The following is a 19,381-nucleotide window of genomic DNA, read 5'->3' on the forward strand; positions in this document are numbered from 1 at the left end:
TTTAGGAAGATACTACAAACGACATATAAGACTTATCCTCTTTAAAATCCCAATCAATAAATATGTCCTTCACCTTTGCATTTAATAGTTCATCAAACTTTCCATACCTGTGAAAGTACTCCTTTTCAAGCTCATCCTTTGTTAACTTTAATTCCTCTAAAAATCCTTTTCTAACAAGAGCCTTTTCAATAGGAATTAAAATCCCTATTCGTTCTACTAGATAAATGGTTGAAGAGAGCTGGTATATATGAATTTGATCTGGTACTTTTTGAACAAGCTGGCTTATTCTCGCGACTTCTTGCTCCAAACGTGTAAAAGAGGCTGGAACAGTCACAGAAGCCTCCAAGATGATTTCGTCTAATTTAAACATAATCATTCCAGAATTATTCGGGAAATTCCAATCATCAAACGTTTCTGTTACATCCCTTTCATATCTAGCTCTAAGTGCTCCTGTCAATTCCTCAATCACATGATTGATTATGACCGCACGAGCTCTTTCCACCTGATTTCTTTGCCCTTGATGGATAAGAACCTCCTCCATAGGAGAGATAAATCCCCTAATATATATAACTAAGTGATTCTCACTAGCCGTAGCTTGACAGGATTGTGGTCCTTTTCCAAAGTTCTTACGTAATAGCTTGCTCGTAAAGCTGCCTATCCAATTTAATTGATCCTGCTCCATTTGCAGCACTCCTTATATAATGAGCGGATTAAGAAAAATTTAATACCTCTTAAACACCTGGGTAAAACTCCTCTCCATACTGATCTTCCCTTGCTAGTAGTATGGTCAAAGGTTCATTCATCCATAAATAATTCCTACAACTTTCATATTATTTGGAGTGAATTCACTAGCGAACTGCTTAGTCACAACCAATGTACTTTTGATTCCTTGCAAGCGGGAAAGATTGTTAGGTTAACACTTGGATTTGGCAATTAAAAAAATTGCTATAAATGGCAGTGTATTTTATGAATGTAAAAAGAGCCAAAATACGCAAGCAGTGCATAAAAACTTGCATATTTTATGCTCTTTAATTTTATTCCTTATTGTGTTAACTATCCGTTAGTGTAAAAGAATAAAACTATTCTGTTCTCAACTTTTTATAAAAAATATCATATAGAACACCAAATAAACCAAACATTATAATAATCAAACCATATATTTTGGAACCGCCCCAAAAAGTATGATATACACCAATTCCTGTTGCGGAATAAGCAATAAAAGCCATTACAAATCTTTTCATTTTAAATATCCCTCCCACAGACTTATTTCACCATAAAAATCTATTTAATCGTTTAGAATTACTATTACTTTCTTAAACTAACGCCCCTTTACTTCAACAAGAAAAAGCCAAACTCTTTCTTGAAGATTAGCGCTTCTATTGCTGAAGATACTACTTCTCTATTTCCTTTGAATAATTTAGCAAGATTCCCTTTCTAGAGAATGGTCTCTGCTCTTCTATTTGTCAATGTAGATGTAGAAATCTAAATTATATACCTATACACACCGAAAAAACACAGTAATATTTCTTTATTGGTGTTTCGCATATTAGAGATATGCTATTACTCAATTAGTTTTAAGTTTAACAAAGGTTTGCAGACTTTTGTTAAAAATATATGTTAGGTAATATGAAGGCATAAAAAAGGTATTGGTGACTTACCAATACCTTTTTTATGTTTTATATTATTGCAAAACTATTACCTTCTTTAAAGAAGGATTTTCATTACTAGCTAAGTTTATAGGCTCTTTAAATAATACTTTAACCTTCTGATCTACTAGTAAATCTTTAGAAGTAATAATGTCTCCATTTTCTGTTATTATCTCAGTATCTTCTTCTACTACAGAAACAATATCGTAACCAATGTCTTCATCAGTTTTAGAGACATACTCAGTTACATCAAGGGTAATTTTTGAACCATTAACCTCTAAAATTTTTGATTCAATTTCATTAACTTTATTATTACAAGCAGTTAAAAGAATAATGGAAATTAATACAAATATAAGTTTTTTCAACGTATTTCACCTTCTCATTGTCACCAAGTAACTGGAGATAGATTAAAGGAATTCACAAAATTTTCTATTTGTGTATATACTTTAGTTGAACCATTAGATCCTTCATGTATTCCAACTAATTTAGAACCAGTGTAAACTGGAGATCCACTGTCACCTCCTTGTGAAGAATAATTTGCAGCACTCATATCGTAATGGTTACGTACAGAATAATATGTGCTTCGAATTGTTCCGCACGAATTTCCAGTATAAGAGCCATTCATACAGATAGGCTGTCCCACATATTCTTCAGATTCATCTTGCCAACTAGAAAAATCTGATTTAGCATAATTTTCATTACTAGAATAAGAGGTTTGACCATATGTTATAGCCATAGCATCAACATTCCCAGAGTTTTTAGAAATATATCCTTTGCCATAGTAATATCCACCTTGGTTAAAACGATCACCTGCAGAACCACAATGCCCTGCGGTAATTCCATAACGCCAACTAGAGGAAGTAGCTGAGAATCCATGAGTACAATATCCTTTACCAGACTCAATATTATCGATTCTTATACCTCCTTTTAGAGGTATATGTCGACTAGTTCGGGATTCTTCAGATCCACCGTCATCTTCAACTATTACTACATTATCGTTTCCGTATCTTGTTAATAACTTCTGTTTAGCATCTTCAGTAAATGGATAAATACCAATTATAACTTTATTTGATTCGATCTCTGTTGCAATTGTATTTATAACGATATCTTCTTGCGCTAATATTTCTTTATTTAATCTTATCTCATCGTTTAAGTTACGCAATTCTTTCTCACTTTTTTTCATTTGTTTAAATTTTATTTTATAATCATCTTTATATATTTTTTTATCTCTTTCATTTCTTTCATGTAATTCTTTAGATCTTTAGTAAAAGTAATCGTAACAACACCTTTGTCTGATTGATCTACGTAAAGACCACCAAATTCTTCTTCGGGAATTGATTGCTTTATATAATTAATAATTTCAGGTACTTCTTTTTCCTGTTTTTCGAAACGATTTTTCAATTCCGAAAATTCATCTTGAGTTAGCCAAACACCATAAGACTCTTTAGATTCAGGAACTTCTTTCAAAGAAATAACATCATTAATATGACTGATATCAGAATTTAGACCAAATTCCTTTCTAAACTTTTTGCTTTCTTTTATTTCTTCCATCGGTTCTTGTTCTTGATTTGACTCTGCCATTCCTATAATCGGCATTGCTAAAAATGAAACACATAAGAAAGTTAAAACTAATAAAGAGGAAGAAACTATTTTTGAAACAAATTTTAATCTATTAAAATTCCCCATAAAAAAATCCCTCCATTTGATAGAATATATTTACAAATTAATACTAACATACATTTTTTGGGGTAGACTTTAACTCCACAAAAAAATTACAATATTTTTACATTATTTTTCTTCCTACCAAATAATATATTATTACTCAACTTTCGCACTTAGAAAAATGTAGTTCGCTCAACGTACTGTAATGCTAGTAGTTGTTGAAGTATGATCATTTACAAATAAATAGGCATGAAAAAACACCCCGTCATTTGGTATAGTTGATTTGACTAGAATCTACATAACCATACAGAAGAGGTGCCTCCTATATGATAACTAATAATAATCAAAATAAGCAACTACCAAATGAATTATCTTCAACATTTAAGGAATTACAGATATTTAAGCATCTAAGAAAAGCTAGTATTACGAAGTCTTTAGGTTTTACCTGTTCGTACCTTTTCCAAGTAATTTTTTGTTTAATCTTTGAAAACAAAAACTGGTTTCGCACACTTGAAAATAGGAAATCTACCGATTTCCCTGCTAAGGATGCTGTCTATCGTTTCTTAAATCAATCTACTTATTCTTGGAGACGTTTTTTAACATTCTTTAGTGCTGATACGATTGGAACAATAACAAAACTAACCGATCACAAACGTCCGAAAGTATTAATTTTAGACGATTCTTCCTATAACCGAAATCGTAGTAAAACAGTTGAGTTACTTGCTCGTTGTTTTGATCATGCTTCTCAAAAAATGCGATTTTACAAAGGTTTTCGCATACTTACGCTCGGATGGTCTGATGGTGCTACTTTCATTCCCGTAGACTTTTCTTTATTGAGCTCAAAAACGAGTCAGATCAACGGAATATCAACAAAGATAGATAAACGTAGCTCTGGTTACAAGCGCCGTCACGAAGCGCTACAATCTGCACCAGAACAAATTCCTGATATGATTCGGCGTGCTTTGAACGCCGGGATTGATGCCTCATATGTTCTGATGGATACTTGGTTTACTCATCAACCACTAATTAAGAACATCAAAGAACAAGGACTTGATGTCATTGGAATGGTTAAGAATTTAAAGCAACGGTACCTTGTAAATGGTAATCGAGTGAGTTTAAAAGAACTCTATCATTTAGCAGCACCAATTCAAGGACAAAAAGGACTTCTTCGCTCCATTCATACAATCCAAGCTAATGATGTTCCAGTTAAAATAGTTTTTGTTCGCAACCGAAATAAAAAGAGTGAATGGCTAGCTATATCTGAGTACAGACTGCACGTTAAGTGACCAAGAAATTATCAAAATCTACGGGATGCGATGGGACATTGAAGTGTTTTTCAAAACAACTAAATCCTTATTAAAACTCCAGAAGGAGTTTCAAAGTCGCTCCTATGATTCCTTGATCAGTCATACAACGATTGTCTTTGCGCGTTACATTGTTCTGTCTTGGCAAAACCGTTGTGGCACTGACCAACGTACACTTGGTGGGTTGTTTTATGAACTATGTGATGAAATCAGTGACCTCGATTGGGCTATGGCACTTCAGCAACTAATTGAGCTTCTTGAAGATACCTTAAAAGAGAGTAACAAAAGAATTCAAAAGTTAATAAAAAGTCAACTACAGCAATGGATTGCAGGTTTACCTAAATATATCAAGGCGTACCTGCCTATTTCAGTCTGCGAAAGTTGAGTTATTATATTAAAGGGTAGTTTCTCTCATTAAGAACTTTACTACTCTATGATAATTTTCCTAACTTCGTTTGCTTTAGCATTTATTTTCCCTCTACTCGATTTAGAAACATGACTTATTGGACCATCACTATAGTAATTTATAACTATTCCTATACTCTTCTTCGTTGTGCAGCAATCTGGCCTGATTGATGAACAAAAAATTCCTGCATATCAATACAGGAACTTTAATCAAACTTTATAAATTATCAATCTTTTTTAACAGATTATCAGACTTTATTTTAAATCAACATCAATTGGTTAAATAATAGTAGACCGGTCCATACGCACTTTGTGCTCTCTTGCTTTGCTGCTAGTGAAGGCTCAGCGATTACTAAAAAAACAACACTTAGACCCAAAACAGTAAGAAACGATTTAATATTTTTTCTTATGTAATAATTACATCATACATTCTGGATGATCCAAATTACAATATATAGAAAATATTTTCTTACAATACAAGTTTGCACATTCCAGAGCAAAGGGTTTTATTAAGAATGTAAGTTACCTCACACCTGTAAATATTAACTTGATTAAGCCTATCTATATTGGGTAAGTCCGAGATAAGTCAAAAAAACGCCATACAGATGGAATGAAATGTGAAACTACACTTCTTTAAGCAAGAAGTATTCCATAGGATCTAATTCACAGCTCAACAGAAGTCTTGGTCAAATTGATGTTGTAGTTCCTCAATATCATCACTAAGTTCACTAGCAATTCTTTATCAAACTTCTAAATGCGACAAAAAAGCCAAAATAATAAGAAGAGATGTTCATTCTTGTTATTTTGGCTTATGTTTAGCTTGATCATCTAACACATTTCTACCAATATGCTGTTTTGTAAGTATGTAAAAATAAAAAGTAATAAGTCAAAGTTTTTATTTAGAGAGAAGGACTCTTTGTTCCACTCTCTTTTTTCCTAGCATAGTAAAAATGTATTTTTTGTAAACATCCCATTATATATATATGAAGCAGTAGCTACGGTCATGGATATAATCCCACATAATGAAGAGATCTTCTACTTTTGACTCGAACAACTCTTGGAATGCAGTAGCGTGTCTTAAATAGCTTTCTTTTATTTCAGCTGTTCTTTCATTAAGCAAATCCTCGTGTCCTTTCGTAACGAGCATTTTCTCTACTTGTAGTAAAACACCAGTCGATTTAATCACATACAAATTTGGATGGGCCTTTATTACTTCCATGCTCGTTGGTTGCTTATGGACTTCAGAACAAATTTCTGTCATTAATTGAAAAATCTTTTCCTTTAGTAAAGGGGAGATAAAACTATCTATCCATTCATCTGTCTCACGGTTTTCCATTAATAATAAGGCACTATTTTGTTCAAAATTCCAATCCTGTAAATAGTAGTTGAAGGGAATACCTAATGTATCTATTGCTTCCTGTGAAAATTCTTTAAACACTGTCTCCATGACTGAAGCTCTAAACGTATGTGCAAGCTGTCTTTTTTTACTTTTCAAAAGGACATCCTCTGCAGGTGTTATAAAATTACGGATATGAATCACTAGCTTACTAGCATGCATCGTAATATAACACGTTTCAGGACCCTTCCCAAATCGTCTTTTTAACAATTTACTCAAAGAGCTACTTAACAGGAGGAGATCTTCTTGATAGGGGTTCTCTATTTTTTTCATCTCCTGTTCCTCCTTCATCTAAATAAAATTACTCTTAGAAGAAAGTGTCATATGTTGTCCAACACTTTTCCCTTATTCTGTATGCCTAAACCTCTCTTTATTTAGCGATATTCAATTATTCACCGCCAGTTTTTTTGTAAAAACTAAAAAGGCCTAACTTCTATGAGGAGAAGTTAGGCCATGGACAGACTAGCTATATATAATAGTTTCTTCCATTTACCATCTTGGAATATGTAATTATTAACGTCTTTTAGTGTAATAAGCTTAGCATGATCTAGTCGCTCATGTAAGGTGTAGGTCTTGTACTTGTTTCTTTATGAAACTTCATGTTATTGCGTTACTTTCTATTTTAACTAATAGCTGCAAGAAATTAGTCTTCATTATAGTATCATTTTTCGTCATGTTTCTCAATATGTAAATACAGTTTCAGCACATCCCGCAATAAAAGAATAGAATGCCTTTCCTTAACAAATGCTAAATGCAAGTAAGCAAAAGGAGCGAGGCAATATGGACCGTAGAAATCAACATTCGCAAACCTCCCCCCATCCTGATGGAGAAAGAGAGTCAATTCTAAATGATTCTCTGTCAACTTCAGGACAAATGATGGGAATTAAAATGGATGCTGATCACGAATTCACACAAGAAATAAACCCGTATCATCATAAGCTGGTAACGGATCCTGACATGATTGAATTTGAGAAGCTAATGCGAGGCAAGAAAGTAGAAGAAGAACCAGAGGTGAACAAATAATGTCAGATTGGAATGAACAAGCTGCCCCGAACAATAATCTACCTGCTAAAAATGCACGAAAATTACATGCAAAGCTTAATCGAGAAAATGTCTATACGAGGAAAGACAAAAAAAGAAATGAGTAGGTAATAGGCAGATAAAGCTTGAGACTCTTTATCTGCCTTTCTCTATAAGTGGTCCTAAAAGATTTCCTTTGATTTACGCCCTATTCCTAGGTAGGCTCTTTGCTCAAATTTTGGTTGTTATACAAAATCAATGCTGATCATATCGTTTGCTCCATGCGTGTGTGTGTGTGAAATCTGTCGAAACAACCCGAATCGCGGATAGAGCGCCCATAATCGCGGATAAAGCACCCACTATCGCGGATAGAACACCCACTATCGCGGATAGAGCACCCACAATCGCGGATAGAACACCTACAATCGCGGATAGAGCACCCACTATCGCGGATAGAGCGCCCACAATCGCGGATAGAGCACCCACAATCGCGGATAAAGCACCCACTATCGCGGATAGAGCACCCACAATCGCGGATAGAGCACTCATAATCGCGGATAGAGCACTCATAATCGCGGATAGAGCACTCATAATCGCGGATAGAGCACTCATAATCGCGGATAGAGCACCCACAATCGCGGATAGAACACTAAAAAGCCACTAAGCGGACTCAAAGTAAACAGTGAAAGCAATCTAAGCAGAAACTTTTGGCGAGCAGTGGACTTGAAGAGGATCATTTCATCCTATTTTTTACCGATGTGCAGGAAAAAAGAATGAGTTTAATCATTTTAAAGCTATTACTTTCTAGGTAATAGCAACAATCTTTTCAGAAAAGAGCCTTTATTATACAGGTACAGAAACAAAAAACTCTTGATATAAAGCCTGGACCGCTCTTTTTTCTTCTAGCTCCTTTACAGCAAACATCATGCTAACCTCAGATGAACCTTGGTTAATCATTTCAATATTCACACCTGCGTTTGCCAATGCTTTTGAAGCTCTTGCTGTTGTCCCAACGTTATGACGCATTCCTTCACCAACGACCATAATTAGCACAAGATTTTCTTCAATAAGCACTTCATCTGCTTGAAGCTCTGTAAGAATTCGATCCTTTACTTTTTCTTTTACCTCGTCAGTGAATTGATATTGTCTTAAAATCACGGTCACATCATCAATCCCCGATGGAACGTGCTCATATGTTAATCCGTAATCCTCTAAAATTTGAAGAAGTCTACGACCAAATCCAATTTCACGGTTCATTAAGTACTTACTTATATAAATGCTACAGAACCCCTTATCACTAGCAATACCAATCACCGGTCCATTCGTATGGGCACGGTTATTCACAATTTTCGTTCCTGGTGCTGTTGGGTTATTCGTATTCTTCACGTTAACCGGAATTCCTGCTCTAAAGGCGGGGATTAATGCTTCATCGTGGAAAACAGAAAAGCCTGCATACGATAATTCACGCATTTCTCGATACGTTAATTCTCTTATTTCCTTAGGACTCTGAACAAACGTTGGATTAACAGAATAAACAGCATCTACATCGGTAAAGTTCTCATATAAATCAGCCTTCACACCGTTCGCTAAGATTGATCCTGTAATATCTGAACCACTTCTTGAAAACGTTAGAACCTCACCACTTTTGCTATAGCCAAAGAATCCTGGAAAAACAATAATTCCTTCTTTTTCACGCAGCTTAAAAAGATTATCGTAGGATTCAGGAAGGACTTGCGCATTGCCTGGTTCATCAGAAACAAATAATCCCGCTTCCTTTGGGCTCACATAGTGTGCGTTTAACCCCTCATGCTGAAAATAGGCAGCAATTAACTTGGCGTGATTATCCTCGCCACTTGCCTTGACTGCATCTAAATAGCTTTCTGGCTTGCTTTTATCTCCATTTAACAATTCCTGTAAATCGTTCGAAATTCTTTCAATAATGTCTTCTGAGATGGATAATTCCTTCACGATACTTTCATAGCGAGCCATGATCGCATTAAACGTAGGTGATGCATCTTCATTTGACAGATGCTTTTCAGCACAATCAATTAATAAATCCGTTACCTTTCGATCATCAGAAAATCGTTTTCCTGGTGCGGATACAACCACCACTTTCCGCTCTGAATCTGAGGCAACAATGTGAAATACTTTTTTAAGCTGTTCACCAGAAGCTAGTGATGAACCACCGAACTTTACGACCTTCATTTCCACAACTCCCACAATTTAAAATTTTCTGTCAAATTTTATTTTTTATTATCTCTCTTTTCTGTTTCAAATTCAAGAGGTTTCTTTTCTAGAAATACATTTGTTCGTCATAAAAACACATATATGCTTGGTTAGTTTACACAAAACTGATTATCCTCTCTTTCATTAGTTAAAAAAAGGAATAATCTTATCCTCATTTTATTAACCTCATATCAGTCAAGCTAATATTAAGGTGAAATTTGGTTCAGTAATTACCATTGCCCAAAGTAAATCCCAGCTCTTTTTGAATCCTTCTAAAAAGTCTCTTTAACTACCCTACTATTCACAGGCTAATCTGACTTTCACGTAATACATGTATTAGTATATGTATTGCTATCAATAACTTTTTAAGAGTTTATGATTTGTTTAATATGAAAGTAACAACATATATTAAAAAGACGATTGATGCTGTTACACCAACCGCCTTCACATTTCAGTTACTTCGCTGTGTAAAATTGCGGTGGCTGAGGCAAGTAGATAAAAAAACGCTCAGAAGATCCTTCCAAGCGTTTTTTTGCTAGTTATACTGCTTATGATAGGTCAGAATACATGCTAATGATTACGTTATAGCGATTGTGGTTAGTGGTTTTTACTCCCGAAACCAAACCGATACACTTCGTCCTAACCTCTTGCATACTCTTATTTTTGCTTGTAATAGGTAAGAGCTAATGCGAAGGCAAGAACCGTACCTTTAACGATATCCATTGCATAATAAGGAACAGACATCATCACAAGGCCATTTTGAAGGATTCCGATTAAAACAGCCCCCACAAAGGTTCCAAATGCATTTGGCTTACCTGCACCCAATACAGAAAAGCCAATGAATGCTGCTGCAACAGAATCCATTAAGTAAGGTGATCCTGCATTAATCTCCGCTGTCATCACTCGGGACGCAAGGACGATTCCACCGATTGCTGCAAATAATGCCGATAATAAATAAGCAATGACTTTATACTTATTCACCGGAATTCCTGATAAACGAGCTGCTTCACTATTTCCTCCTATGACATACATATATCGGCCATGCTTAGTATAGGTAAGGAAAACATGTACAACCACTACAACGATGACCATAATAATAATAATCCACGGCACCTGTCCCAGATTACTAAAGAATGGACTAATCACACCGGTAGCAAATGTACCATCAGGCATCACCATATTTTGAGAAACGGTAGCCCCTTTTGTATAAGTAAGGGCAATTCCTTGTACGATGAACATTGTGGCAAGCGTAATTAGCATATCAGGCACTTTGACCTTAACAATGATAAAGGAGTTTAGCGCTCCAACAAGCAGGCAAGCGACGATCGCTGAAAAAATAGCTACTATTGTATTCTGTGAGAACCATACAAACATTGAGATAACAATCGCATTTGATAAGGAGGCAACAGAACCAACCGATAAGTCAAATCCATTCACAGCTAATGAAATTGTAATCCCAATTGCAATGATCGTGACAATTGAAATCGAGCGAAGAATATTAATAATATTGTTCGCTTGAATAAAGCTTGGATTTGATAGAGCAAACACAAGAATAAGAACAAAAATCGTTAAAATGGTTCCGTATTTATAGAAAAATTGAAATAGATCAAATCTCTTTTTTGGAGCTGCCTGTTGGATAACTGGATTTAATTCGCTCATGCTTTAATCCCTCCTGTTGAATAAAATAATAACTCTTCTTCAGATGTAGTCTGCGTGGGTAGTTCTTTTACAACTTTGCCGTCATATAAAACATAGACACGATTAGATACTCCAACAATTTCGGCTAGTTCAGATGAGGCATAGATGACAGCTTTCCCTTTATGTGCAAGCGCTGTAATCAATTCGAAAATATCCCTTTTCGCTCCTACATCTACACCCTTTGTCGGCTCATCAAATATATAGACCTCTGCATCTGCAATTAACCACTTTCCGATTGCGATTTTTTGCTGATTTCCACCTGATAGATTTTGAACTCTTGCTTCTTCAGAAGGTGTTTTTATACCAAGATCCTCTATGACTTTAAGTACCTTTGCTTTTTCTGCTTTTTTATTTAAAAAGCTAAGCGGTCTTGTGAAAGCACTAAGACTTGCAGCTGTTAAATTCGTAACCACCGTTTCAGAAACTAGAACTCCTTCTTTTCTACGTTCCTCAGGGACAAGTGCGATCCCTTCCTTTACGGCGTGGTAGGGGGAAGCTAATCTTAATTTTTTCCCATTTAGCTTTACTTCTCCGCTTACAATTTTCGTTTCACCAAACAAGGCTTTACAAAGCTCGGTTTTTCCAGCTCCCACTAAGCCAGCAATACCAACGATTTCACCCTTACGAACTGACAACGAAATATCTTGAAGCTTTTCACTATCAACTACATTTTTCACTTCAAACATCACGTCGCCCTGCAAACTAGGCTTAGATGGAAATTGTTCTTCTAGCTCTCGACCAAGCATGCTTTCTACTACTTTATTAGTCGTTGTGTTACGTAGTAAGTCATGAGTAACAAGCTGGCCATTTCTCATAATTGTAATTTCTTCACATATCTCAAAAATTTCCGGAAGTCGGTGGGAAATAAAGATAATCCCGACATTTTTTGCTTTTAACTCTCTTACAATACGAAACAACTCATTCGTTTCTGCATGACTTAGAGGTGCAGTTGGTTCATCTAGAATTAAAAACTGACAGTCAGAAGTAACCGTCCTGGCAATTAAGATCATTTGCTTTTCAGCAAGTGTTAATTCGCTGACTAATTTTTTTGAAGAAACCTTTATCTTTAACTCTGCTAAAATATCACTAGCTTGCTTGTGAAGCTCTTTCCATTTAATTAGCTGCTTTTTCTCCATTTTTGTTACTGTATGTGTAAGCATGATGTTTTCACCTACAGTTAAATAGGGGATCAGGGCTGTATCTACTTCTTGATGAACAATTTGGATACCTGCAGCTTGCGCGTCCTTAGGTGAGTGAATTTGTACGTTTTCCCCGTCAATCTCAATCACTCCCGTATAGTGGTCATGAGAGCCAGATAATACTTTCATTAACGTGGATTTACCTGCTCCATTTGCTCCAATTAACGCATGTGTTGTACCTGACTTCATTGTAAAATCTACTGAATCCAATGCCTTTACACCTGGAAATTCAATAGATATCCCTTTCATTTTCAGAATCTTTTGGGCCATCATTCTTCCTCCTTTCCATCAAATCATGCTTTTCACTACTGTTTTAGTTTATCCTGGGAATATTCACTATCGAGGCATGTATAAATGAGGATTTAAACTCAATTTTCCGCTCACTCTTCCTTACGTTTCCGTCACTGTTATGTATTGCGTAATTATAGCTACTATTTTCTTTAAAAATGCATGGTTGATCGCTTTTTCAATCAACCATGCTAATGACGACTATTTCTTATAATACTCTCTTAACGTTGTCATCCACTCTTCATCGAATTCTGTTGATTGTCCCCAGCCTTCGATTGTATTTGCTAGGTTCACCATGTTGATCGGCTCGCTAGATTTTAATAGCTCCTCTTGAGAGATAAGGGATGCTTCTAGATTATACGTATCAGGTGTTTCTTCACCCGCTAATTTTTTCGCTAAAATCCTTAAGTTAATTGACCCGATTAGCTTCGGATCAACTGCAGCTGTATATTTCCATGAGCTTTCTTCGTTTTGAATTTCTTGAAGATCTGCATTCGAGACATCAATACCGTAAATGCTGATTTCATCGCGCCCAGCTTCTTTAATGGCACGTGCAGCACCGATAGCAAACGCATCCCAAGTTGCGAAAATTGCGTCAATTTCACCTTTAGGGTGTTTATTCAGCATGGCCGCAACGGCATTTTGTGTTTGCACAGATGTATCTGCAGCAGCCACTCCAAATCGCTCAATCTCTTGTAAGCCTGGGTTTTTGTCTAGCTTCTCTTGATACACGTTATTACGTCTTACCATTGGTGGGAAACCATCTACCCACAGGTACACAATATTTGCTTCACCATTTGTATCCTTAATTAATTGATCTAATGCTAATGTTGCAAGTGCTTCATCATTCTGTGATGTTAAGGTCACACCTTCAATTGTTGATAATGCTTCTGTTGAATCAAATGTAACAACGCTTTTCCCAGCGTCAACTAGCTTTTGAACGGCGTTTACAGTGGCTTCATCGTCACCATGTGAAATAATAAAGCCATCATAATCCTCTTCAAGTCCTTGAGCAATTGCATCATGGAATTTCGCTGTATCTCCATTGGCAGTGAATACGTCTACTTGAAAGCCCAATGCTTCTCCTTCTTCCTTCGCTCCCGCTAAGAACTGAGCAGTATGATCATCTCCACCGATTTTTCGAATAACCTTAATCTTTGCCCCTTCACCATTAGCAAAGCGTTCTGGCACATTTTCTAATGACACATCAGAATTCCCTGTTGTTGCAGTTGATTCAGAGCTATTTCCATTTGACGAACAACCTGTAATAAACAGGGTAAAAGCTAAAATGAAAATAAATGCTGGATGTACAAGTTTCTTTTTCATTTTTCCTACTCCCTTTCTGTTTATGCATATAAAAAAACCTCTCTAAAGATAGAGAGGTTTCACCACATGTATATAGGAGTCCGCCTCTCTTATCTTCCAAAACCGATAATGGTTTTGCAGGATTTAGCACCAATTCTAGAAAATAGAACGGTTGCCGGGCGTCATAGGGCCAGTCCCTCTGCCACTCTTGATAAGAGATTCTGTATGCATTTAGTAAATTTAACAATACGTTTACTTTAATAGGGTATCGCGCTAATGTCAACCATTTTTTTGATTATTACGTATTTTTCTTCTTTTTTCTCTCTTACAAGCTCCCTATTCAAAAGCGGTATATTTCGTTATTTCATTAATCTTCTTCACTATAAACTTGGGAAATTTGCATGTACTTTAACCGTTTGTTCACCTCAGCCTCGAGCATAACCTTCGTAGAGAGAAAATCAAAAACAGTTGTTTGAAATAATAGTGATGAACCTTTCGATTTCCTTATATCATCAGCTTGGGATTGAATATAGTCCCCTAGAAGGTGAATCAAATAAACGAGATACTTTGTATCCATTTCGCTTAGCTTTCTCCCTACCTCCACATTTGAAGGCTGTTTTTTATTTGTTTTTGTTTTATATGTAAAATAGTGAATGGTCTCCCAATCTTCTTTTGGTACGTTCATTTTTCTTATCTCCCTATCCTGTTTTCACTCTATTTAGTATGAATGATGGTTTTTTTATTTTAAACCTCTTTTCATCGTAAAATTTAGACATAGGAAGAGACTTCTCGACAATCTTCTTGTTGCATTTCGTAGAATGCTGAAAGAAGATTGGAGAAAAATGAAAGATGCACTTCCGAAAACTACCATATTGTGTTTTTATCCAAATCAACAAGGAGCAAAAATCCAACATGTAACATAAAAACAGCCAAAATATAAAAAGGCTCGCAACTCATACATTGCCAGCCCTTTTCCTATTTATTTACGCTTTTGTGCCTTCAGTTTATTCATTTCTAGCTCTCTTGCGTATTCTTCCTGTGACTTCCCTTGTTTTTGTGATTCAGATTGGATTTTCTTAAATTTGTTGTCGTTTAAGTTTGGCATATGCTCCACCTCCTATTTGCGAGGTTAGTTTTAGCCAAATGATCGGTTTTATTCTATGAGCTATTATTTTAACATTTTTACTCCTGGAGTAACTTTTCCTCTCATTGGACGGTCAAGCACAAATGGCAAAATGAAAAGCACGCCAATCACCATAAAAAACGCAGATAGTTGATAAGAAAAGCCTAGCCCTATCAGCGCCTTTAACAGACCAGCTAAGCTCATCATTAGTACCATTCCTCCCATAAACAATGGCGTCATAATTCCATTCACACGCCCTACAAATGCTTCTTCTGCATTTTGAAGGATCATCGTACTAATACTGATTTGAATAGCAGGAAGCATCAAGCCTGTGAAAAATTGGGCAGTTAATGAAAGCCATACTATTTCTGAATACCCAATAATAGAAATCATGACAGCATTGACAATCATACCTGCAGCGAGCATTCGAATAGGTGTTACTTTTTTAGACAGAGCTAACGCAATTCCCCCACCAATAATCATAGCAACACCATTGATCGCCATAAACCATTGGATAAATTCTTTATCCATATTGAGTTGTTCCGTTACAATAAAAATACCTAGTGGTTGAATTAATCCGATTGCTAAACCAGCAACAAAAAAATTAGCTCCTAATATCGTTAAAAATTTATTTTTCTTCACATACTTAAACCCTTGGGCGAATTCTTCAAGTACAGTCGTTTCAACCTCTTTCTTTTCCTCCACTCGATCTTTAGGAAGAAAGGTTAGTACACCTGCTGATAGGATAAACATGATACCCGTAATTGCAATCGATAGTTCAATCCCAAATTGCTGAAACACGAAAGCACCAATAACTGGACCTAAAATCACAAATAGCGCAATAATTGTTTGATAAATGGACATTCCCATCTGAAGCTGTGATTCTGGAACGTGGAGTTTAAATAGCTTCATGCCAGAAGGCTGAGAGAATTGTGAAAGGATGGATGAAATGAGCATAGCGAAAAAGACAACTTTCCATGTAGCAAATAGTAATGTAAAAAGAACAAGAAAAACAGATAATGCACTTAAGAGATCACACCAAATCATTGTTTTTTTCGGTTTCCACCTATCCGCAAACGTCCCTCCGATTAGGGAAAAAATAAAAATCGGAGCAAATTCTGCAACGGAGATGAGGGAAACAGCGAAAGGATCTTCATTTGTTTGCTCCATGACAAACAATAGAACGGAAAAATTCCGCACCCATATCCCAAGCTGTAAGAACAAACCAGATAATAATATTGCCCGGACAAAACGATTGCTCATAAACTCCTTAAAGCTTGATTGTTGATTCATTTCATTTTCCTCCACCTTGTTTGTTCTAAGTACATGTAAAGCCGCACCACTTTATCATAATTCTACATTAACCAAATAATTCCTTTTAGATAGAAATTTATTTCTCAAGATCTGTATACAGGCTATAAGATGATGTCATGATATATAATATCTTTTGTTTATCCACTCTTTGTAAGTAGGCGGTTACACACAACTTTCACCAATAAAATCTGATTCGTAAATTAACCTTTTGCTTATCTATTGGTATAATGTAAGGCAGAACTTATTTTTACATATAAAAGAAAGGTTTGATTAGACTTGGAACACAATTCCTCAAACTTTATAAGAAGTATTATTAAAGAGGATCTAGAGACGGGAAAACGAGAAAATGTATATACTCGATTCCCTCCAGAACCGAACGGCTACTTACATATTGGCCATGCAAAATCAATTGTGATTAACTTTGGATTAGCCGATGATTTTAATGGAAAAACAAATTTACGTTTTGATGATACAAATCCATTAAAAGAAGATAAAGAATATGTAGATGCGATTAAAGAAGATGTTGCTTGGCTTGGATATGAGTGGGACGGAATGTTTTTTGCCTCTGATTATTTTGAGGAAATGTACAATCGCGCAATTCTCTTAATTAAGAAAGGAAAAGCATATGTAGATGATTTATCTGCAGATGAAATCCGTGAGTATCGTGGGACATTGAAAGAACCTGGTAAAGAAAGCCCACACCGAGCTCGTTCTATTGAAGAGAACCTCGATTTATTTGATCGTATGCGTAAAGGGGAATTTGCGAACGGGGAAAAGGTTCTTCGTGCCAAGATTGATATGAGTTCACCTAATATCAACCTACGCGATCCTGTTATTTATCGCGTTGCACATGCAACCCATCATAATACAGGTGACAAATGGTGTATTTATCCTATGTATGCTTTTGCCCATCCATTAGAGGATGCAATTGAAGGAATTACACACTCCCTATGTACCACAGAGTTTGAGGACCAACGTCCATTATACAATTGGGTAGTAGAAGAGTGTGAAATGGATAACAAGCCACAGCAAATTGAATTTGGTCGCTTAAACATTACGAATACTGTGATGAGTAAACGTAAGTTAAAGCAGCTTGTGGATGAGAAATTTGTTGATGGCTGGGACGATCCTCGCATGCCGACGATTTCAGGTTTAAGAAGAAAAGGGTATACACCTGAAGCCATTCGTGAATTCGTAAAAGAAACAGGTGTATCTAAAGGATCTGGTCTCGTAGATGAAATGATGCTTGAGCACTTTGTACGCGAAGATTTAAAATTAAAGGCTCCTCGTACGATGGGGATTTTAAAGCCATTAAAAGTTGTCATCACAAACTACCCAGAGGATCAGGTTGAGATGCTAGAAGCAGAAATAAATCCTGAAGTACCTGAAATGGGCACAAGACAGATTCCATTTTCTCGTGAAATCTACATTGAACAAGAAGACTTCATGGAGGATCCTCCTAAGAAGTACTTCCGACTTTTCCCTGGTAACGAAGTACGCCTAAAGCATGCTTATTTTATTAAGTGTGAAGACGTCATTAAGGACGAGGATGGCAATGTTGTTGAGATTCATTGTACGTATGATCCAGAAACAAAGAGTGGTACAGGATTCACAGGCCGTAAAGTGAAAGGTACCTTACACTGGGTTGATGCAAAAAATGCCCTACCTGCAGAGTTCCGTCTATACGAGCCACTTATTGTGGAAAATGAGAAGGAAGAAGATGGAGAGGTTCAAGAAGAAGCAGAAGAAAAAACGTTCCTTGACCATGTAAACCCTCATTCATTAGAAGTTTTACAAGGATTCATTGAGCCAAACATGGATTCCATTCAAGCTCATGATAAATTCCAATTCTTCCGCCACGGTTATTTCAATGTGGACCCAAAACATACAACGCAAGAAAAAACAGTGTTTAACCGTATTGTTTCATTAAAAAGTTCATTTAAATTGAAGTAATTAGAAAAGAAAAGCCTCTTGCTTGGCTGGGACAGAAGTGCCTGGCACCTTATCGTAACGACTATATGTACGCACTGATTTATCTAGTGCACACAATAGATTGTATCGGAGGGTGCCTGGCTCTTTGTTTTGTCCCAGCCTCTTTTGCTAGGGCTCTTTTTCCTGAATACACTGGTAGGAGCGAAACTTATCGAAACAACCCGAATCGGGGATAGACCCCATCATCTGCGTAATTTAAGTAATTCTGTCTTCTACGGTAAAGCTATAAGAGGGAAATTTATTTACTTTTACCAGATACCTCATATTCTCTTATCTCCAAAAGCAATGTTTCGATATAAAAAGGTTTCCGGCAGTAACATCTGTAGTGGTTCTTTTTTCATTTCAACAGGTCTTTTCCTATCTAGCAAAGGTTCTAAGATCTAAGATAAATTGCTTAAAATTTGAGGTAATTACCAGAAGGTGAAATATAAATATTGTCTAATTATTCCAGTTGTAAAGAGGGAGATTGCATTGACAATATTAATGTCTATCGCACAGGAAAAAGTAGAAATTGCTAGGATTCAGCGATATATTGAATTAATCGAAACCTATGAAGCAGACACTTTAGATATGTTGTTTGTTTTAAGCTATGCTAAAACAAACAACATAGATAGAAATTTATATCTATTAAACGAAGGTGGTTATACCATAGATGACAAGCCAATTGAACGAGACTATATTTTGGGTGTAATTAAACAAATAGGAAGAGATGAACTACATGCTCGTGCGTTCAGCTTATATGACAAAGACTAAGGCTTCTAGAAAAGTAGCAAAAAGGTAAGGTAATATTTTTTTAACCTACC

Annotated in this window: 18 protein-coding genes, 1 pseudogene and 1 riboswitch; of the genes and pseudogenes, 5 read left to right on the top strand and 14 right to left on the bottom strand. The window is 36.0% G+C overall.

What is annotated here, in order from left to right; all coding sequences use genetic code 11:
- Position 1: 1 nt before the first annotated feature.
- The 5 genes from A9C19_RS17840 to A9C19_RS17855 all read right to left on the bottom strand — a co-directional run bounded on the left by A9C19_RS17840 (position 2) and on the right by A9C19_RS17855 (position 3,332).
- Positions 2-682, bottom strand: a complete 681-nt coding sequence (locus A9C19_RS17840) for a Na-translocating system protein MpsC family protein (protein WP_072581184.1) — start codon at positions 680-682, stop codon at positions 2-4.
- Positions 683-1,079: 397 nt separating this feature from the next.
- A complete protein-coding gene (locus A9C19_RS21895; protein WP_158515113.1) occupies positions 1,080-1,241 on the bottom strand; it encodes a hypothetical protein in 162 nt (53 codons plus the stop codon).
- Between the two features lie 440 nt (positions 1,242-1,681).
- Positions 1,682-2,011 carry a membrane lipoprotein lipid attachment site-containing protein gene (locus A9C19_RS17845; protein WP_072581185.1) on the bottom strand — a complete coding sequence of 110 codons (330 nt, stop codon included), beginning with the start codon at positions 2,009-2,011 and terminating at the stop codon, positions 1,682-1,684.
- 20 nt (positions 2,012-2,031) lie between these two features.
- Positions 2,032-2,829, bottom strand: coding sequence for a S1 family peptidase (locus A9C19_RS17850; protein ID WP_072581186.1), 798 nt, complete (start codon positions 2,827-2,829; stop codon positions 2,032-2,034).
- Between the two features lie 11 nt (positions 2,830-2,840).
- Complete coding sequence (locus A9C19_RS17855) at positions 2,841-3,332, bottom strand: hypothetical protein (protein ID WP_072581187.1); 492 nt, start codon at positions 3,330-3,332, stop codon at positions 2,841-2,843.
- A 302-nt stretch (positions 3,333-3,634) separates the two neighbouring features.
- Between A9C19_RS17855 and A9C19_RS17860 the strand changes: the two are divergent.
- Positions 3,635-4,997: pseudogene (locus A9C19_RS17860) on the top strand (IS4 family transposase).
- A gap of 993 nt (positions 4,998-5,990) precedes the next feature.
- Here A9C19_RS17860 and A9C19_RS17865 read toward each other — a convergent pair.
- Positions 5,991-6,686, bottom strand: coding sequence for a Na-translocating system protein MpsC family protein (locus tag A9C19_RS17865; RefSeq protein WP_072581188.1), 696 nt, complete (start codon positions 6,684-6,686; stop codon positions 5,991-5,993).
- 507 nt (positions 6,687-7,193) lie between these two features.
- Here A9C19_RS17865 and A9C19_RS17870 point away from each other — a divergent pair.
- Both A9C19_RS17870 and A9C19_RS22500 read left to right on the top strand, forming a co-directional pair.
- On the top strand, positions 7,194-7,436 hold the full coding sequence (locus tag A9C19_RS17870; RefSeq protein ID WP_072581189.1) for a hypothetical protein: 243 nt from the start codon (positions 7,194-7,196) through the stop codon (positions 7,434-7,436).
- Entirely contained in the window at positions 7,436-7,561 is a 126-nt protein-coding gene (locus tag A9C19_RS22500; RefSeq protein ID WP_267888730.1) for a hypothetical protein, read from the top strand. Before A9C19_RS17870 ends, A9C19_RS22500 begins: the two co-directional genes overlap by 1 nt.
- A gap of 127 nt (positions 7,562-7,688) precedes the next feature.
- On the opposite strand, the gene A9C19_RS17875 is transcribed toward A9C19_RS22500, so the two are convergent.
- The 8 genes from A9C19_RS17875 to A9C19_RS17905 form a co-directional block, all read right to left on the bottom strand.
- The gene (locus tag A9C19_RS17875; protein ID WP_145925814.1) at positions 7,689-8,066 is read right to left on the bottom strand and encodes a hypothetical protein; all 378 of its coding nucleotides are present in this window, start codon (positions 8,064-8,066) and stop codon (positions 7,689-7,691) included.
- Positions 8,067-8,276: 210 nt separating this feature from the next.
- Positions 8,277-9,638, bottom strand: a complete 1,362-nt coding sequence (locus A9C19_RS17880; protein ID WP_072581191.1) for an aspartate kinase — start codon at positions 9,636-9,638, stop codon at positions 8,277-8,279.
- A gap of 678 nt (positions 9,639-10,316) precedes the next feature.
- Positions 10,317-11,318, bottom strand: coding sequence for an ABC transporter permease (locus tag A9C19_RS17885; protein ID WP_072581192.1), 1,002 nt, complete (start codon positions 11,316-11,318; stop codon positions 10,317-10,319).
- Positions 11,315-12,826 carry a sugar ABC transporter ATP-binding protein gene (locus A9C19_RS17890; RefSeq protein WP_072581193.1) on the bottom strand — a complete coding sequence of 504 codons (1,512 nt, stop codon included), beginning with the start codon at positions 12,824-12,826 and terminating at the stop codon, positions 11,315-11,317. The genes A9C19_RS17885 and A9C19_RS17890 overlap by 4 nt, the downstream gene beginning before the upstream one ends.
- A gap of 219 nt (positions 12,827-13,045) precedes the next feature.
- Positions 13,046-14,170 (bottom strand): sugar ABC transporter substrate-binding protein, encoded by a 1,125-nt coding sequence (locus A9C19_RS17895; protein WP_072581194.1) that lies wholly within the window; start codon positions 14,168-14,170, stop codon positions 13,046-13,048.
- 86 nt (positions 14,171-14,256) lie between these two features.
- Positions 14,257-14,367: riboswitch (SAM riboswitch) on the bottom strand.
- A gap of 149 nt (positions 14,368-14,516) precedes the next feature.
- Positions 14,517-14,834 carry a hypothetical protein gene (locus A9C19_RS17900; protein WP_072581195.1) on the bottom strand — a complete coding sequence of 106 codons (318 nt, stop codon included), beginning with the start codon at positions 14,832-14,834 and terminating at the stop codon, positions 14,517-14,519.
- A 294-nt stretch (positions 14,835-15,128) separates the two neighbouring features.
- Entirely contained in the window at positions 15,129-15,254 is a 126-nt protein-coding gene (locus A9C19_RS22505; RefSeq protein WP_267888731.1) for a hypothetical protein, read from the bottom strand.
- Positions 15,255-15,317: 63 nt separating this feature from the next.
- The gene (locus A9C19_RS17905; protein ID WP_072581196.1) at positions 15,318-16,565 is read right to left on the bottom strand and encodes an MFS transporter; all 1,248 of its coding nucleotides are present in this window, start codon (positions 16,563-16,565) and stop codon (positions 15,318-15,320) included.
- A 297-nt stretch (positions 16,566-16,862) separates the two neighbouring features.
- On the opposite strand from A9C19_RS17905, the gene A9C19_RS17910 reads away from it, so the two are divergent.
- The gene (locus A9C19_RS17910; protein WP_072581197.1) at positions 16,863-18,539 is read left to right on the top strand and encodes a glutamine--tRNA ligase/YqeY domain fusion protein; all 1,677 of its coding nucleotides are present in this window, start codon (positions 16,863-16,865) and stop codon (positions 18,537-18,539) included.
- Between the two features lie 510 nt (positions 18,540-19,049).
- Complete coding sequence (locus A9C19_RS17915) at positions 19,050-19,331, top strand: hypothetical protein (protein WP_072581198.1); 282 nt, start codon at positions 19,050-19,052, stop codon at positions 19,329-19,331.
- Positions 19,332-19,381 lie beyond the last annotated feature (50 nt).

Source organism: Bacillus weihaiensis, assembly GCF_001889165.1.
GTDB lineage: Bacteria > Bacillota > Bacilli > Bacillales > Bacillaceae > Metabacillus > Metabacillus weihaiensis.

Bases quoted from the DNA above. Each gene is read 5' to 3' on its own strand.
- A9C19_RS17865 (WP_072581188.1), bottom strand. From the start codon at position 6,686: ATGAAAAAAATAGAGAACCCCTATCAAGAAGATCTCCTCCTGTTAAGT.
- A9C19_RS17840 (WP_072581184.1), bottom strand. From the start codon at position 682: ATGGAGCAGGATCAATTAAATTGGATAGGCAGCTTTACGAGCAAGCTA.
- A9C19_RS17885 (WP_072581192.1), bottom strand. From the start codon at position 11,318: ATGAGCGAATTAAATCCAGTTATCCAACAGGCAGCTCCAAAAAAGAGA.
- A9C19_RS17870 (WP_072581189.1), top strand. From the start codon at position 7,194: ATGGACCGTAGAAATCAACATTCGCAAACCTCCCCCCATCCTGATGGA.
- A9C19_RS22500 (WP_267888730.1), top strand. From the start codon at position 7,436: ATGTCAGATTGGAATGAACAAGCTGCCCCGAACAATAATCTACCTGCT.
- A9C19_RS17850 (WP_072581186.1), bottom strand. From the start codon at position 2,829: ATGAAAAAAAGTGAGAAAGAATTGCGTAACTTAAACGATGAGATAAGA.
- A9C19_RS17900 (WP_072581195.1), bottom strand. From the start codon at position 14,834: ATGAACGTACCAAAAGAAGATTGGGAGACCATTCACTATTTTACATAT.
- A9C19_RS17890 (WP_072581193.1), bottom strand. From the start codon at position 12,826: ATGGCCCAAAAGATTCTGAAAATGAAAGGGATATCTATTGAATTTCCA.
- A9C19_RS17895 (WP_072581194.1), bottom strand. From the start codon at position 14,170: ATGAAAAAGAAACTTGTACATCCAGCATTTATTTTCATTTTAGCTTTT.
- A9C19_RS22505 (WP_267888731.1), bottom strand. From the start codon at position 15,254: ATGCCAAACTTAAACGACAACAAATTTAAGAAAATCCAATCTGAATCA.
- A9C19_RS17905 (WP_072581196.1), bottom strand. From the start codon at position 16,565: ATGAATCAACAATCAAGCTTTAAGGAGTTTATGAGCAATCGTTTTGTC.
- A9C19_RS17855 (WP_072581187.1), bottom strand. From the start codon at position 3,332: ATGGGGAATTTTAATAGATTAAAATTTGTTTCAAAAATAGTTTCTTCC.
- A9C19_RS21895 (WP_158515113.1), bottom strand. From the start codon at position 1,241: ATGAAAAGATTTGTAATGGCTTTTATTGCTTATTCCGCAACAGGAATT.
- A9C19_RS17880 (WP_072581191.1), bottom strand. From the start codon at position 9,638: ATGAAGGTCGTAAAGTTCGGTGGTTCATCACTAGCTTCTGGTGAACAG.